The sequence below is a fragment of the Delftia sp. K82 genome (assembly GCF_002193035.1).
Lineage (GTDB): Bacteria > Pseudomonadota > Gammaproteobacteria > Burkholderiales > Burkholderiaceae_C > Comamonas > Comamonas acidovorans.
The window spans coordinates 9,324-23,672 of record NZ_MYFL01000010.1 but is presented as its reverse complement, the minus strand read 5'-3'; the positions used below and the strand labels follow the sequence as shown (position 1 = coordinate 23,672).

The following is a 14,349-nucleotide window of genomic DNA, read 5'->3' as shown; positions in this document are numbered from 1 at the left end:
TCTTCGATACAGCGAATAGGCCAGCCTGCGTTGCCGGGCACGCACCGGCCCCCCAGAATTGACAGCGGTCAACAAATCGTCCGCGACAACGAATCGCGGATATCGACAACCGCCCAGGAGACACCCCATGAAAACCTTCCAGGTCGCCGCGGCCCTCGCCGTGTCGCTCATTTGCGCCGCCATTCCGGTGCACGCACAAGCACCAGCTTCCCGTGACTATCCCAGCCGGCCGATCCGGATGATCGTACCGTTCCCCGCCGGCGGTCCCACCGACCTGCTGGCCCGCGTCGTCGGGCAGCGTATGGGCGAGTTGATGCGCCAGCCGATCGTGGTGGACAACAAGCCGGGCGCCAACACCATCATTGGCGCCGATGCCGTCGCGAAGGCGGCGCCGGACGGCTACACGCTGCTGATGGCCATCGACAACACGCTGGTGATGAACCAGTACCTCTACGCCAAGCTGCCCTACGATCCCGTCCAGGATTTCGAGCCGATCGGCAAGGTGGCCACCACGCCCCTGGTGGTCATGACCCACCAGGCCGGACCCCAGTCCATGCAGGCGCTGCTCGCGCAGTCCAAGGCCGGCGCCGCCGCAATGAGCTATGGCTTCGGCACCTTCACGTCCCAGCTCTCCGGCGAGCTGCTCAAGCGCACGCTGGGCAAGGAGGTGGTCTCGGTGCCCTACAAGGGCAGCGCGGGCACGACCCAGAGCCTGCTGACCAAGGACGTCACGTTCACCATCGACGGCATCACGACCGCCATGCCCCATTTCGAGAAGGGCACGCTGCGGCCGCTCGCGCGCCTGAGCGCCAAGCCCATCCCCACGCTGCCCAACGTGCCATCGATGGCCGATGTGGGGATCAAGCTGCCCGACATCGACGTGTGGATGGCGTTGCTGGCGCCCAAGGGCACGCCCGCTGCGGTGGTGGACGAGCTCAACCGCGCGCTGACGCAAGCCCTCGCGTCCAAGGACGTGCAGGAGAAGCTCCTGGGCGCCGGGCTGCTGGCCGACGCCAGCTCGCCGCAGGCGCTGCGCAGCTTCATCGCCTCGGAGGCCGCGAGGTGGCGTCCCGTCATCGCGGAAGCCGGCATCAGGATCGATTGACATTCACGAAGGAGATTCACCATGACCACGAACAGCCCCAGCCACAGCTTCGCCCCGATCGTCAACAGCGCCGCGGAGTGGCGCGCGGAGATGGCGCGCCTGAACAAGCCGGGCCAGCCCAGCTTCTTCCACATCCGGACCCAGTTGCCGAAGCAGGGCCGCACCAACCAGGTCCTCGGCGCGTCGCGCTACATGAACGTGGTGCTCAAGACCTACGCGAGCGGTGGCGAGAACGAGATCCACGCGCATTCCAACGAGGACCACGTGTTCGTCATCCTGCAGGGCGGCGCGGTGTTCCACGGGCCGAATGGCGAGACGCGCGAGGCAGGCAGGAACGATTGCGTGCTGCTGCCGGCCGGCACCTTCTACTGGTTCCACGCCAAGGAAGACCGCGAGGAACTCGTCATGCTGCGCATCGGCGCGCACATCGACCCCGACAGCGACGTGCTCGCGCGCATCGACCTGGAGGGCAAGCCCTTCGATGGCTATTCCGAGAAGAACAAGGAAGTGCCCGTGGTGCTGCACGAGGATCGGATCTTCGAATGAGCGGCCCGTCGCCTGCAACGAGCGCGCGAGCTTCCGCGGAGATTCCGCTGTGCCAGCCTCCCGATCCCGCTCCCCGCAAGCCCAGGCTGATCTGCCCGCCGGGGACCGCGGATTGCCATGTGCATGTCTATGGCCCCGCCGACCGCTATCCCGTGGCCGCGACGCGCGCCTTCGATGTGCCCGACGCCTTGCCGGCGCGGCTGCGCGCGCTGCACGACACCCTGGGCGTCGAGCGCCTGGTGCTCGTGCAGCCCAGCGGCTATGGCACCGACAACCGGCGGCACCTGGAGGCGGTGGCCGAGCTGGGCCGGCCGGCGCGCGTCATCGTCGCGCTGCGGGCCGAGGTGCAGGATGCCGAACTGGACCGCCTGCACGAAGCCGGCGTGCGGGGAGTGCGCTACAACATCGGCCATGCAGGTGCCGTCCCGCTGGCCGAGATGCCCGCGCTGGCGGCGCGCATCGCCCGCCTGGGTTGGCATGTGCAGCTCCACGTCATGGATGACCAGGGCCGAGCTCCGCTGGCCGAGATGGAGCCCACCCTGCGCGAACTGCCCACCGACGTCGTGATCGACCACATGGGCTCGCTCAGGCCGGGAGACGGCGTGGGGCAGCCTGGCTTCCAGGCGCTGCTGAGGCTGGTGAACACGGGGCGGTGCTGGGTCAAGCTGTCCTGCGGCTACCGGATGTCGGCGCTGCCTCCGCCCTACGAGGACATGGTGCCCTACGTCCAGGCGCTGCTGGCCGCCCGGCCGGACCGCCTGGTATGGGCCAGCGACTGGCCGCACGTCTCGTTCAAGGGCGAGATGCCCAACACCACGGACCTGCTGGACCAGATGCTGACCTGGGTGCCCGACGGAGCACAGCGCCACCAGATCCTGGTGCGCAACCCCGAGCAGTTGTACGGGTTCTGAGCGGCCCGCCCCGGCGCCGCCGACCCCCTGCGATCAAAAGAAAGAGGAGACACCCATGCCCATGTTCCATCTGCTGCGCCGCGCGGCGCAGCGCGCCACGCTGCTCGTCCCGATGCTGCTGCTACCGGTCCTCCCCGCCGCTGCGCAGGCGCAGGCCGCGGCCAGCTTCCCCGCCAGGCCGGTGCGTCTGATCGTGCCCTTCCCGGCCGGTGGGCCCGCCGACGTGCTGGGCCGAGCGATCGCGCAACGCCTGTCCGAAAAGTGGCGCCAGCCCGTCGTCGTCGACAACAAGGGCGGGGCCAACACGCTGATCGCGGCGCAGGAGGCCGCCCGGGCCGCGCCCGACGGCTACACCTTGTTCATGCCCCTGGATTCGACCTACACGCTGAACCCGGCGCTGTATTCGCGGCTGCCCTACGATCCGATCAAGGACTTCGCGTCCATCTCGATCGTCGCCCGCCAGTCCCTGGTGCTCACCGCAACCGACCGGACACCCTTCAGGGCGGTGGCCGACCTGGTGGCTGCCGCCCGGGCCCAGCCCGGCAGCATCAACTACGGCTCCAGCACCACGTCCACACAGCTCGCAGGCGAGATGTTCACGCGGCAGAGCGGGATCAAGCTGGTCCAGGTGCCGTACCGCGGCGCCTCGGAGGTCGTCAAAGGAATGCTCTCGGGGGACGTCGAGGTCAGCTTCGACGGCATCGCCGCCAATGTCCCGCACATCCAGTCCGGGAAGATCCGTGCACTGGCCACGACGGGTCCGGTCCGCTCCGCGGCCTTGCCCGACGTGCCGACGCTGGCGGAGGCCGGGCTCAAGGGCTACGAACTGTTGATGTGGAATGCACTGTCCGCGCCCGCCGGCACGCCGCGGGCGATCATCGACAAGATCCACAAGGACGTTGTGGAGGTCGTGCAGCGCAAGGAAGTCAGGGACCAGCTCATGGTGTTCGGTCTGGAGACGGCGGGCACCACGCCCGAGGAGATGGACGAGACCATCCGGCGGGAGACCGCCAAGTACGCGCCCCTGATCAAGGAGCTCGGGCTCAAGCTGAACTGAAGGGCGCATCGGCATGACCGCCCCAGCACTCGACTACGGATCGGGCGGGCGCATCGGCGTGCTGCTGCCCTCCGTGAACCAGGCCGCCGAGCCGCAACTGCGCGCGATGCTTCCCGCCGACATCGCCATCGCGGTCACGCGGCTGAAGCTCGTGGACAGTTCGGAGGCGAGCCTGCTGGGCATGGCCCGGGATGTCGAGCCGGCGGCCGAGCTGCTCGCGGACGCGGGCGTCGACATCGTGGTGTTCCATTGCACCGCCGTGTCGACCTACAGCACCGAGCTGGAGGCGTCGATTCTCGCGCGCATCCAGTCCGCGACTGGGCTGCCCTGCGTGGCCACGTCGCAGGCCCTGGTGGCGGCGCTGCAGGCCCTGCCCGCGCGGCGCGTGGTGCTGCTCTCCCCGTACACGGCGGCCGTCAATGACCGGGAGGCGGCTTACTTCGCCGAGCATGGATTCGAGATCCTCGGCAACGCCGGCCTGGATTGCCGCACCGGCCGCGAGATGATGGCCATCGCGCCGCAGGCGTGGCATGCGTTCGCCACGCGCCATGCCCATGCGCGGGCGGACGCATACGTCCTCAGTTGCACCACCGTGCGGACGGCCGAGACCATCGAGGCCCTGGAGCGTTCCCTGGGACGGCCCGTCGTCACGAGCAACACGGCGGTGGCCTGGTACTGCATGCGCAAGCTTGGCGCGCTGCCGGGGGTTCCAGGCTACGGCCGCCTGCTGGCCCGCGCCGGAGCACCCTGACGCGGTCCGGGGCGCGGCCCGACCGCCGGAGGAGGGCGGGGTGAACCTCACAACCTCGCGCCTGGGCATTCCTGCCCTCGCACCGTGTGGAACCGGCAGCAGGGCGCCCGCAACACCGCGAAGGCGGGCTCGCGGACGCCAGGGGCCTTCGCGGTTCAGAAGGCTTCGGTGTCGACCTCGTTCGCGCTCTGCGCGCTGTAGCGCTGGCCGACCACGGTAAGTTCGTTGATCAGAACGTTCAGCCGCTCGATCACCGCGGCGTGCAGCCGCATGTTGGCGGCGCCCAGGTCGTCCAGCAGGTGTTCCACGCTCGTGGTGCCGGGAATGGGGACGATGTGGCCGCCCTGGTGCAGCAGCCAGGCCAGGGCCAGCTGTGCCGGGGTGCAGCCCGCGTCCCGCGCGATCCTGCGGTAGCCGTCCAGCAGCTTCAGGTTGGCCGCGTAGGCCTCGGGCGCGAAGCGCGGCATGGCGCGGCGGATGTCCTTCTCGTGGAGCGCACCCACGTCCACGAGTTCGCCGCAGAGGAAGCCGCGCGCCAGGGGACTGAAGGCAACGAAGGCCGCGCCCAGCTCGCGGCACGCGTCGAGCACCGCGATCTCCGGGTTGCGCGTCCACAGCGAGTACTCGGTCTGCACGGCGGCGACGGGGTGCACGGCGTGCGCGCGGTGCAATGTGGCGGCGGAGACCTCCGACAGGCCGATGGCCCGCACCTTGCCTGCCGCGACCAGCCGCGACAGCTCGCCCACCGAGTCCTCGATGGGCACCTGCTTGTCCCAGCGGTGCAGGTAGTACAGGTCGATCACGTCGGTGCCCAGGCGGCGCAGGCTGTCCTCGCAGTTGCTGCGCAGCGTGGCGGGGCGGCCGTCGATCACGCGGCGCGTCACGCCGTCCTCGCCCTTCACGCCGGCCATGCCGCCCTTGCTGCACAGGGTGATGCGCTGGCGATGGGGCCGGAGGACGCGGCCCACCAACTCCTCGTTGGCACCGAAGCCGTACAGCGCCGCCGTGTCGAACAGCGTCACGCCGGCATCCAGCGCCGCCAGCAGCACGCGCTCACCCGTGTCGGCGGAGACGGGCGCGCCGTAGGCGTGCGAGAGGTTCATGCAGCCCAGACCGATGGCGCTGACTTCGAATGGGCCGAGGGTGCGTGTCTGCATTGCGCTTCTCCCAGGAAGAACGCCCGCGGCGCTTGCCGTGCAGGCAGTGGAAACGATACAGTGCCAAATGGCGCGGACTCAGTTGAGTTGCCGTTCCAGGCCGTTCAGCACCTGGTAGCACGGCAGGACCTGTGCCACGCTGGCATTGGGCTCCCGGCCTTCCTTGATCGCGGCGAAGAACTCGCGGTCCTGCAGCTCGATGCCGTTCATGCTCACGTCGACCTGGCTCACGTCCACCGGCGTCTCGGGGCCCTTGCTGTGCGACTGCACCAGGTCGTCGTAGCGCGCGATGTAGGTGGCGGTGTCGCCGATGTAGCGGAAGAAGGTGCCCAGCGGGCCGTCGTTGTTGAACGAGAGGCTGAGCGTGCAGATGGCGCCGTTGGCTGCCTGCAGCTGGATGCTCATGTCCATCGCGATGCCCAGCTCCTTGTGAATCGGGCCCTGGATCGCGTTGGCCTTCACGATCGGGCTGCCGGCCTGGTAGGCGAACAGGTCCACGGTGTGGGCGGCGTGGTGCCACAGCAGGTGGTCGGTCCAGCTGCGCGGCTGGCCCAGCGCGTTCATGTTGGTGCGGCGGAAGAAGAACGTCTGCACATCCATCTGCTGGATATTGAACTCGCCCGCCTTGATCTTCTTGTGCACGTACTGGTGGCTGGGGTTGAAGCGGCGGGTGTGGCCGCACATGGCGACGAGGCCGGTCTGCTTCTGCAGGGCGGCGACCTTCTCGCCGTCGGCCAGCACGTCGCACAGCGGGATCTCGACCTGCACGTGCTTGCCGGCTTCCAGGCAGGCGATGGACTGGCTGGCATGCATCTGCGTGGGGGTGCAGAGGATCACCGCGTCCACTTCCTTGATGGCCAGGCTGTCTTCGAGCTTGGTGGTCACGTGCTGGATGCCATACTTGTCGGCCACTTCCCGGGTCTTGGCCAGGTCGCGGCTGACGAGGGAGACGACTTCGACACCGTCGATGTTCTTGATGCCGTCCAGGTGCTTGATGCCGAAGGCGCCGGCGCCGGCCAGGGCTACTTTGATGGTCATGGTGGGGGTCCTTTACGGGTTGATTCGAAATCAGCCAGCCTCAGGCGGGCTGATTCTCCAGGATCAGGTGGCCCACCGCGGTGTTGCTGGCGGGCACATGGAAGAAGCGGTACACCACCTTGGGCGCAGGTCCGCCAGCGACGTCGGCCATGGCGCCGCGGGCGATGAGCCACATCACCAGCTCGATGCCTTCGCTGCCGGCCTCGCGCACGTATTCGATGTGCGGCACCTTGGCCAGCTCGGCGGGCTCGGCGATGAGGCGGTCCAGGAACCGGTTGTCCCAGTCCTTGTTGATGAGGCCGGCGCGCGGGCCCTGCAGCTGGTGGCTCATGCCGCCCGTGCCCCAGATCTGCACGTTGAGGTCTTCGTCGAACGACTCGATGGCCTTGCGGATCGCCTTGCCCAGCTGGAAGCAGCGGTTGCCCGAGGGCACGGGGTACTGCACCACGTTGACGGCGAACGGGATGACCTTGCAGGGCCAGCGATAGTCGGACTGGGGGGGGCTGACCGAACATCAGCGACAGCGGCACGGTGAGGCCGTGGTCCACGTCCATCTTGTTGACGATGGTGAGGTCGAAGTCGTCCTGGATGACGGACTGCGCGATGTGCGCCGCCAGCGCCGGATGGCCGTGGACGGCGGGCACAGGGCGCGGGCCCCAGCCTTCGTCGGCGGGCTGGTACTCGGCGGCCGTACCGATGGCGAAGGTCGGGATCATGTCCAGGCTGAACGCGGTGGCGTGGTCGTTGAAGACCAGGAACACCACGTCGGGCTTCTGGGCCTTTTCCCATTCCTTGGAGAAGTCGTAGCCCGCGAACAGCGGCTGCCAGTACGGTTCCTGGGTCTTGCCCAGATCGATGGCGGCGCCGATGGCGGGCACGTGGGAGGTGTAGACGGATGCGGTGATCTTGGCCATGTCAGTTGCTGCCCGTGGTTTTATGGCCGGCCTTGCCTTGGGGTTGGTGTTGCGGCTGGGCGTCGCCGTCCTCGCCGAGAAAACGGTTGCCCTCCGGGGAGCGGCCGCCACCGACCATCATGTTGCGGTATTCCTCCTCGGTCATGCCGGTCATGCTGCCGGCCATCTGCTGGAAGCTCTTGCCGTCGGTGGCGCCGATCTTGGCCAGGAAGTAGATGTTGCCGCCCGTGCGCATGCACCAGTTGAGGTCGCGGGCCAGCACGGCCTGCTTCTGTTCCTCGGTCATGGCCCATTCGTCGAGGTAGGCGCGCTCGTCGGCCTTGAAGCGCTCGCGGTTCTCTGCCTTCATCAGCGACATGCAGAACTGGTTGAGCCAGTAGCCTTTGCGGGACTGCTCGGCATCGAAGATGATGGTGCCGGGCACGTCGAGGTAGGGTTTGTCGAGGGACATGGCGCGCTCTCCTTACTTCGCCTCTTCGGGCCAATACAGGCGCATGGGGTTGTCCACGAGCAGCTTCTTTTGCAGCTCGGCCGTGGGCGCGATGTGGGGGATGAAGTCCACCAGCAGGCCGTCGTCGGGCATGTGGTCCTTGAGGTTGGGGTGCGGCCAGTCGGTGCCCCAGAGCACGCGGTCGGGGAACTCCTCCACCACCTTTCGCGCGAACGGCACCACGTCCTGGTAGGCCGCCTGCTCGCCGTTGAGCGCCTTCGGCCCGGTGACCGACAGGCGCTCGGGGCAACTGACCTTGCTCCACACGTTGGGGTGCTGGCGCATGAACTTCAGGAACAGCTCGAACTCGGGCCCATCGATGGGCTTGGTCACGTCGGGCCGGCCCATGTGGTCCACCACCACGGTGGTAGGCAAGGCCGTGAAGAAATCCCACAGCTCGGGCAGGTCCACCGCCTCGAAGTAGATCACCACATGCCAGCCGAGCTTGGCGATGCGGCCGGCGATCTCCAGCAGCTCGTCCTTGGGCGTGAAGTCCACCAGGCGCTTGACGAAGTTGAAGCGCACGCCGCGCACACCGGCGGCGTGCAGGGCCTGCAATTCTTCATCGGTCACCGAGCGCTTGACCGTGGCCACGCCGCGCGCCTTGCCACCGCTGGACAGGCAGGCATCGACCATGGCGCGGTTGTCGGCGCCGTGGCAGGTGGCCTGCACCACCACGTTGCGGGCAAAGCCCAGGTGGTCGCGCAGCGCGTACAGCTCGTGCTTCGAGGCATCGCAGGGCGTGTACTTGCGCTCGGGCGCGTAGGGGAACTCCGCGCCCGGGCCGAACACGTGGCAGTGCGCGTCCACGCTGCCGGGCGGCACCTGGAAGCGGGGCTTGCTGGGTCCGGCGTACCAGTCGAGCCAGCCTGGGGTTTTCGTGAAAGTGCTCATGCGGTGGGTTCCTTGAGAGATTGCAACAGGCGGTCGGCCTCGGCGCGCCAGTCGGCGGCGCGCGCGAATCCCGGAGCGCCGCGTTCGCCGAACGACCCGGCGTCCGCGCGGTCCGCCATCCAGGCCTGGCGCTCGGCTGTGCCCTGCGCGGAGAAGGCGGGCATGCCCGCTTCGCGCACCGTGTTCGCGGACTCGTGCATCTCCTCGCTGCGGCGGCGGCCATGCTCGATCACGCGCTGGAAGAAATAGGCGCCCTGCTTCTCCCAGTCGATGCCGGGAAAGGTCTCCTGGAGCGAGGCGATGACCGCGTCCTCCACGCCGTAGTGCCGCGCGGCCGTGAAGCTCTCGATCACCATCGCCTCCAGGCCCTTGACCATCACGCTGCGGCACATCTTGGTGGCCGAGGCCACGCCCAGCCGGTCGCTGACGACCTTGGCGACGAAGCCCAGCGGCGCGATGGCCTCGGCCAGCGCCCTGGCCGAGGCGCCGCCCAGCAGCAGCGGCACCTTGATGCGGTAAGGTGGAATGCTGGTCATCACCGCGCCTTCGACGTACCGGGCACCGGCCGCATCAATCAGCGCGCCGGCCGCCTGCTTGGCACCCGGGGAGGCCGAGTTGAAGTCCAGATAGAAGGCTTCCTTGCGCACCTGCGGAGCGCACGCCCGGGCCACGTCCAGCGTCTGGCTGGCGGTGACGGCGCTGATCACGAAGTCGGCAGTGGCCGCGAGCCGGGCGTGGCTGTCGAGCAACTCGACGCCATGGGCCCGCGCGTGCTCCAACAAGGGCCGTTGTAGCGCACCGCCGAGCTTGCGGTCGTAGGCCGAGACGCGCAGCCCCTGGGCGCGCAGGTCCTCGCAGAGAATGCGGCCGACCTCGCCGTAGCCGACGAGGCCGATGTGCCAGTCCTGCGCCGATGCGGGGATGGGCATGGCGTAGGTCCTCAGTCGATGTAGCGCAGCCCGGCCTTTTCGAGCCCGGGGCGCATGTTGTACATATCCAGGCCGAGCACGCCCGAGGCGAGCTTGGCGCGTTTCTCGCCCTCGAAGCTCTCGCGCTTGCGCGCGGCCTCGAGCGTCTCGGCGGCGCGCGCGGCGGGCACGCAGACCACGCCATCGTCGTCGGCCACGATCACGTCGCCCGGCGTGACCCACATGCCGGCGCACACCACCGGGATGTTGACCGAGCCCAGCGTGGCCTTGATCGTGCCCTTGCTGGAAATGGCGCGGCTCCACACGGGGAAATTCATCTCCTGCAGGGTCTTCACGTCGCGCACGCCGGCGTCGATGATGAGCGCCCGCGCACCGCGCGCCTGGAACGAGGTGGCCAGCAGGTCGCCGAAATAGCCATCGGTGCATTCGGAGGTGACGGCCGCCACCACCACGTCGCCGGGCTGGATCTGCTCGGCCGCCACGTGCATCATCCAGTTGTCGCCGGGCTGCAGCAGCACGGTGACGGCTGTGCCGCTGACCTGCTGGCCGCCGTAGATGGGGCGCATGTAGGGCTTGAGCAGGCCCACGCGGCCCATGGCCTCGTGCACGGTAGCCGAGCCGAGGGCAGCCAGGCCGTCAGCGGCTGCGCGATCGGCGCGGGTGATGTTGCGGTAGACAACGCCTAATTCGTACATGTCAGAGCCCCTTTGCCTTCAGTCGTGAATCGAGTCGGGAGAACACGCGGCGCACATTGCCTTCGTAGATCTGGTGCTTGTCGTCGCCGCTCAGGATCTTCGACGCTTCGATGTAGCGCTTGGTGTCGTCGTAGTAGTGGCCGGTGGTGGGGTCGATGCCGCGCACCGCGCCGATCATTTCGGAGGCGAACAGCACGTTCTTCACCGGGATCACGGTGTTCAGCAGGTCGATGCCCGGCTGGTGGTACACGCAGGTGTCGAAGAAGATGTTGTTCAGCAGGTGGTCTTCGAGCAGGGGCTTCTTCATCTCCTGCGCCAGGCCGCGGAAACGGCCCCAGTGGTAGGGCACGGCACCGCCGCCGTGCGGGATCAGGAACTTGAGCGTGGGGAAGTCCTTGAACAGGTCGCCCTGGATGCACTGCATGAAGGCCGTGGTGTCGGCGTTCAGGTAGTGCGCGCCCGTGGTGTGGAAGCACGCGTTGCAGCTGGTGCTCACGTGGATCATGGCGGGCAGGTCGTACTCCACCATCTTCTCGTAGATGGGGTACCAGTGGCGGTCGGTCAGCGGCGGGCTGGTCCAGTGGCCGCCCGAGGGGTCGGGGTTGAGGTTGATGCCCACCGCGCCGTATTCCTTGACGCACTTCTCCAGCTCGGGGATGCAGGTCGCGGGGTCCACCCCGGGGCTTTGCGGCAGCATGGCCACGGGCACGAAGTTGTCGGGGAACAGGGTGGAGACGCGGTGGCACAGCTCGTTGCAGATGGCCGCCCAGGTGCTGGAGACATTGAAGTCGCCGATGTGGTGGGCCATGAAACTGGCGCGCGGCGAGAACAGCGTGATGTCGCTGCCGCGCTCCTTCATCAGGCGCAGCTGGTTGGTCTCGATGGACTCGCGCAGCTCGTCGTCGCTGATCTGCAAATCGGCGACCTTGGGCATGGCGGCCGGGTCCTTGATGCCGGCGATCTGCTGGTTGCGCCAGTTCTCCAGCGCCTTGGGTGCCGTGGTGTAGTGGCCATGGCAGTCGATGATGAGGCTCATTGCGTTGTGCTCCTTGGATCTTGGTGTTCGGGTTCAGGCAGGGTCCATGCCCTGGCGTTGCTTGGCTTCGGCCGCCGCTGGCGATGCGAAGAAGTCGAGCAGCGCCTTGGCGGCCTCGGGCTGCTGGCTGGAGGCAGCGACGCCCGATGAAAAAATGGTGGTGATCTGGATCGCAGGCGGCAGCGGGCCCACGATGGTGATGCCCTCCACGTGCAGCAGCTCGCTCAGTTGCTGGAAGCCGAGCTCCACATCGCCACGTGCCACCAGGGAGCCCACGGGCACGCCGGGCGGGGCCTGCACCATGCGGCCGGCCACCTGGTCGGCAATGCCCCAGCGCTCGAACAGTTTCGCCAGCGCCACGCCGCTCGGGCCGGTGGAATAGCTGATGCTGCGCGCGGCCAGCACGGCACTGCGCACTGCGTCTTCCGAGCCGATGTCGGGCAGCGGCGCGCCCGCGCGCACCGCCACGGCCACGCCGGAGCGCACCCAGTCGGTCCTGCTGCCGGCCACGACGGCGCCGGCCGCGATGAGCTTGTCGATGGCGTCAGAGGCAAGCACCACCACGTCGAAAGCCTCGCCGGCCTGCACCCGCTTGGCCGCGTCCACGCCGCCCACGGCCTCGATGGCTGCGCGCTGGCCGGTCTGCTGCTCGTAGGCGGCCAGCAGCTCGGCCAACACCTGGCGGGTGGCCATGGAGGAGATTCCACGAAGCGGAGCATTCATAGGATTGTTTGGTGGCTAAGTATTTTGGGGTATTCTGCTGCAATTCCAGCTATACAAGAAGTGGCGGATTGGTCTACCAGATATCTCATTTGTCGATGGATCTGAAGCAGCTCGAGTACTTTGTGCGGGTCGCCGAAATGGGCAGCTTCACCCATGCCGCGGCGGCCCTCGGCATGGCCCAGTCGGCCCTGAGCCGGCAGGTGCGCCTGCTGGAGGTGGAGCTGCGCCAGAACCTGCTGGTGCGCAATGGCCGCGGCGTCACGCCCACGGAGGCGGGCCGGTTGCTGGTCGACCATGGGCGGGGCATCCTGCACCAGATGGCCCGGGCGCGGGAGGACATGGAGCGCCTGCGCGGCGGCGTCTCGGGCGCCGTCGCCATCGGGCTGCCCAGCAGCGTGGCGCGCGCGATGGCGGTGCCGCTCATGCGCGCCTTCCGCAAGGAATTGCCGGAGGCTCGGCTCTCGATCAGCGAAGGGCTTTCGAGCGAACTCCTGAGAGGACTGGTCAGCGGTCGCCTGGACATCGTCGTGCTCTACAACGGCCAGCCGGTGCGCGATGTGGATGTGTCGCACCTCATGGACGAGGATCTGCTGCTCGTGCGCGCCCGCCCGCGCGGGCTGGCCGAGGACCCGCCGCCCGGCCCCATCGCGCTCGCCGAGCTCGCGCGGCTGCCGCTGGTCATTCCCTCGCGCCCCAACGCGATCCGCATGCACGTGGAAGCCGAGATGGCGCTCATCGGCTGCCGGCCCGAGATCGCGCTGGAGATCGACGGGGTCGCCGCCATCCTGGACATGGTGGCCGACGGGGCCGGGTACGCGGTGCTGCCGCGCAACGCGCTGCTCAATTCGCCTGTTCCTTCTGCCTACAGCGCCCAGGTCATCGGTGCGCCGCCGCTGCGCATAGCGCTGTCCCTGGCGACCAGCCTGCAACGCCCCGCCACGCAGGTCCAGAAGACCACGCTGGACCTGGTGCGGCTGACGGTCTCCGAAGTCCTCCGGCCGGCGTGAAGGCCCGGTCGGCCCGGCTCGGCGTGTCCGATGCCCGCCGGGCCGTCCGTGGTGACAGCCTTGCAGGCCACGGCCTTTCGGCGCATATGGCCCGGTGCGGCGCAGCCGCCCTCGGCGAGATGCAGGACGCATGCGGGCAGTACCCCGCCCGGCGATGCAGGCCTCTGTCCGTGCGGAAGTCGCACCCGCGCGGCGGACTCACATTGACTGAGACTCAATCTATCAAGCGCGCGACAAAGTGTTTAGAGTCGCCTCGCAAAAAGTCAGCGCGACCGGCCGGCGTGGGGCTGCGGCACCGATCGCGCGCACCAATGATGGAGAGAGGCAGACAATGAACACTGAACCTACGGGTACCGACCGAGCGCGGCGCCGCACCTTTTCGTGCATCGGAGGGGTGCTCGCAGCGGCGGCCGTCGGATTGCCGTTCCGAGCGCGGGCGGCGGCGCGCGAGATCCAGATCGCGATGCTGCTTCCTTTGCAGGGAGGACAGGCGCGCCAGGCCGAGATGATCAGGCAGGGCGTGGACGGAGCGCTCGAACAGGCGAACCGCGCTGGAGGGATCCGGGGGCAGCCCGTCAAGCTCCTGGCCATCGACAACGGGTACCAGGCCGAGAAGACCGTCGAGGCCATCGGGTCGCTGGCGGCAAGGGAATCCGTCGTCGCGGTGACCTCTTTGTTCGGCGGCCCGATCATCGGCGCCGCCATTCCGGCGGCGACCCGCGCGGGCGTGCCGATCGTCGGCGTGCTGCACGGAAACGATGCATTCCGCCGCCCGGGGACCGAGATCGTCACCCATGTGCGAGCGACGTTCGACGCGGAGACCCGCGCGATCGCCGCGTTGTTTCCCACCATTGGCCGGAGCCGCTTCGCCGTGCTGCACGCGACCGACAACTCGGGCACGGCGTTCCGCGCGCAGTTCGAGTCGGTGCTGAAGGCGCAGGGACTGCCGCTCGTCGCCGCCGTGCCCTATGCGCGGGACGCCACCGACTACACCGAGCAGGCGCGGAGCATCGAGCGCAGCGGCGCCGACGTAGTAGTGGTCGGTGGCGTGACCGCGACCGGGATCGCCGCCATCCGGGGTCTCCTCGTTTTCAGT

At 68.3% G+C, this 14,349-nt stretch carries 15 protein-coding genes and 1 pseudogene; 7 read left to right on the top strand and 9 right to left on the bottom strand.

Features of this window, described 5'->3' with window-relative positions:
* The first annotated feature begins 127 nt into the window (after positions 1–127).
* The 5 genes from KDK82_RS30700 (at position 128) to KDK82_RS30680 (ending at position 4,370) form a co-directional block, all read left to right on the top strand.
* The gene (locus tag KDK82_RS30700) at positions 128–1,105 is read left to right on the top strand and encodes a tripartite tricarboxylate transporter substrate binding protein (protein ID WP_059400362.1); all 978 of its coding nucleotides are present in this window, start codon (positions 128–130) and stop codon (positions 1,103–1,105) included.
* A 21-nt stretch (positions 1,106–1,126) separates the two neighbouring features.
* Entirely contained in the window at positions 1,127–1,651 is a 525-nt protein-coding gene (locus KDK82_RS30695; RefSeq protein WP_017404464.1) for a cupin domain-containing protein, read from the top strand.
* Positions 1,652–1,770: 119 nt separating this feature from the next.
* Positions 1,771–2,562, top strand: a complete 792-nt coding sequence (locus KDK82_RS30690; RefSeq protein ID WP_017404465.1) for an amidohydrolase family protein — start codon at positions 1,771–1,773, stop codon at positions 2,560–2,562.
* 55 nt (positions 2,563–2,617) lie between these two features.
* Positions 2,618–3,619: a tripartite tricarboxylate transporter substrate binding protein gene (locus KDK82_RS30685; protein ID WP_017404466.1), complete on the top strand. Its 1,002-nt coding sequence runs from the start codon at positions 2,618–2,620 to the stop codon at positions 3,617–3,619.
* 13 nt (positions 3,620–3,632) lie between these two features.
* Positions 3,633–4,370: an aspartate/glutamate racemase family protein gene (locus KDK82_RS30680; RefSeq protein WP_017404467.1), complete on the top strand. Its 738-nt coding sequence runs from the start codon at positions 3,633–3,635 to the stop codon at positions 4,368–4,370.
* A gap of 155 nt (positions 4,371–4,525) precedes the next feature.
* On the opposite strand, the gene KDK82_RS30675 is transcribed toward KDK82_RS30680, so the two are convergent.
* The 9 genes and pseudogenes from KDK82_RS30675 to KDK82_RS30635 all read right to left on the bottom strand — a co-directional run bounded on the left by KDK82_RS30675 (position 4,526) and on the right by KDK82_RS30635 (position 12,216).
* Positions 4,526–5,527 (bottom strand): aldo/keto reductase, encoded by a 1,002-nt coding sequence (locus KDK82_RS30675; RefSeq protein WP_017404468.1) that lies wholly within the window; start codon positions 5,525–5,527, stop codon positions 4,526–4,528.
* Between the two features lie 78 nt (positions 5,528–5,605).
* Positions 5,606–6,565, bottom strand: a complete 960-nt coding sequence (locus KDK82_RS30670; protein WP_059400363.1) for a Gfo/Idh/MocA family oxidoreductase — start codon at positions 6,563–6,565, stop codon at positions 5,606–5,608.
* A gap of 40 nt (positions 6,566–6,605) precedes the next feature.
* A pseudogene (locus KDK82_RS30665) lies at positions 6,606–7,479 on the bottom strand (class III extradiol dioxygenase subunit beta).
* Position 7,480: 1 nt separating this feature from the next.
* Positions 7,481–7,930, bottom strand: a complete 450-nt coding sequence (gene ligA / locus KDK82_RS30660; protein WP_059400365.1) for a protocatechuate 4,5-dioxygenase subunit alpha — start codon at positions 7,928–7,930, stop codon at positions 7,481–7,483.
* Positions 7,931–7,942: 12 nt separating this feature from the next.
* The gene (locus tag KDK82_RS30655; protein ID WP_059400366.1) at positions 7,943–8,863 is read right to left on the bottom strand and encodes an amidohydrolase family protein; all 921 of its coding nucleotides are present in this window, start codon (positions 8,861–8,863) and stop codon (positions 7,943–7,945) included.
* Positions 8,860–9,792: a DUF1932 domain-containing protein gene (locus tag KDK82_RS30650; RefSeq protein WP_017407889.1), complete on the bottom strand. Its 933-nt coding sequence runs from the start codon at positions 9,790–9,792 to the stop codon at positions 8,860–8,862. The genes KDK82_RS30655 and KDK82_RS30650 overlap by 4 nt, the downstream gene beginning before the upstream one ends.
* An 11-nt stretch (positions 9,793–9,803) precedes the next feature.
* The gene (gene ligK / locus KDK82_RS30645; RefSeq protein ID WP_059400367.1) at positions 9,804–10,487 is read right to left on the bottom strand and encodes a 4-carboxy-4-hydroxy-2-oxoadipate aldolase/oxaloacetate decarboxylase; all 684 of its coding nucleotides are present in this window, start codon (positions 10,485–10,487) and stop codon (positions 9,804–9,806) included.
* Between the two features lies 1 nt (position 10,488).
* Positions 10,489–11,523, bottom strand: coding sequence for an amidohydrolase family protein (locus KDK82_RS30640; RefSeq protein ID WP_059400368.1), 1,035 nt, complete (start codon positions 11,521–11,523; stop codon positions 10,489–10,491).
* Positions 11,524–11,556: 33 nt separating this feature from the next.
* A complete protein-coding gene (locus KDK82_RS30635) occupies positions 11,557–12,216 on the bottom strand; it encodes a substrate-binding domain-containing protein (protein WP_017404923.1) in 660 nt (219 codons plus the stop codon).
* A gap of 125 nt (positions 12,217–12,341) precedes the next feature.
* Here KDK82_RS30635 and KDK82_RS30630 point away from each other — a divergent pair, with 125 nt between their 5' ends.
* Together KDK82_RS30630 and KDK82_RS30625 are read left to right on the top strand one after the other, a co-directional pair.
* Entirely contained in the window at positions 12,342–13,253 is a 912-nt protein-coding gene (locus tag KDK82_RS30630) for a LysR substrate-binding domain-containing protein (protein WP_017404924.1), read from the top strand.
* A gap of 331 nt (positions 13,254–13,584) precedes the next feature.
* Positions 13,585–14,349: ABC transporter substrate-binding protein (locus tag KDK82_RS30625; RefSeq protein ID WP_143343585.1), on the top strand; the 765-nt coding region annotated here is incomplete at its 3' end.

What these genes read in the sequence shown, in the direction of transcription:
- KDK82_RS30700 (WP_059400362.1), top strand. Translation starts at nt 128, where the DNA reads ATGAAAACCTTCCAGGTCGCCGCGGCCCTCGCCGTGTCGCTCATTTGC.
- KDK82_RS30695 (WP_017404464.1), top strand. Translation starts at nt 1,127, where the DNA reads ATGACCACGAACAGCCCCAGCCACAGCTTCGCCCCGATCGTCAACAGC.
- KDK82_RS30685 (WP_017404466.1), top strand. Translation starts at nt 2,618, where the DNA reads ATGCCCATGTTCCATCTGCTGCGCCGCGCGGCGCAGCGCGCCACGCTG.
- KDK82_RS30680 (WP_017404467.1), top strand. Translation starts at nt 3,633, where the DNA reads ATGACCGCCCCAGCACTCGACTACGGATCGGGCGGGCGCATCGGCGTG.
- KDK82_RS30675 (WP_017404468.1), bottom strand. Translation starts at nt 5,527, where the DNA reads ATGCAGACACGCACCCTCGGCCCATTCGAAGTCAGCGCCATCGGTCTG.
- KDK82_RS30670 (WP_059400363.1), bottom strand. Translation starts at nt 6,565, where the DNA reads ATGACCATCAAAGTAGCCCTGGCCGGCGCCGGCGCCTTCGGCATCAAG.
- ligA (WP_059400365.1), bottom strand. Translation starts at nt 7,930, where the DNA reads ATGTCCCTCGACAAACCCTACCTCGACGTGCCCGGCACCATCATCTTC.
- KDK82_RS30655 (WP_059400366.1), bottom strand. Translation starts at nt 8,863, where the DNA reads ATGAGCACTTTCACGAAAACCCCAGGCTGGCTCGACTGGTACGCCGGA.
- KDK82_RS30650 (WP_017407889.1), bottom strand. Translation starts at nt 9,792, where the DNA reads ATGCCCATCCCCGCATCGGCGCAGGACTGGCACATCGGCCTCGTCGGC.
- ligK (WP_059400367.1), bottom strand. Translation starts at nt 10,487, where the DNA reads ATGTACGAATTAGGCGTTGTCTACCGCAACATCACCCGCGCCGATCGC.
- KDK82_RS30640 (WP_059400368.1), bottom strand. Translation starts at nt 11,523, where the DNA reads ATGAGCCTCATCATCGACTGCCATGGCCACTACACCACGGCACCCAAG.
- KDK82_RS30635 (WP_017404923.1), bottom strand. Translation starts at nt 12,216, where the DNA reads ATGGCCACCCGCCAGGTGTTGGCCGAGCTGCTGGCCGCCTACGAGCAG.
- KDK82_RS30630 (WP_017404924.1), top strand. Translation starts at nt 12,342, where the DNA reads ATGGATCTGAAGCAGCTCGAGTACTTTGTGCGGGTCGCCGAAATGGGC.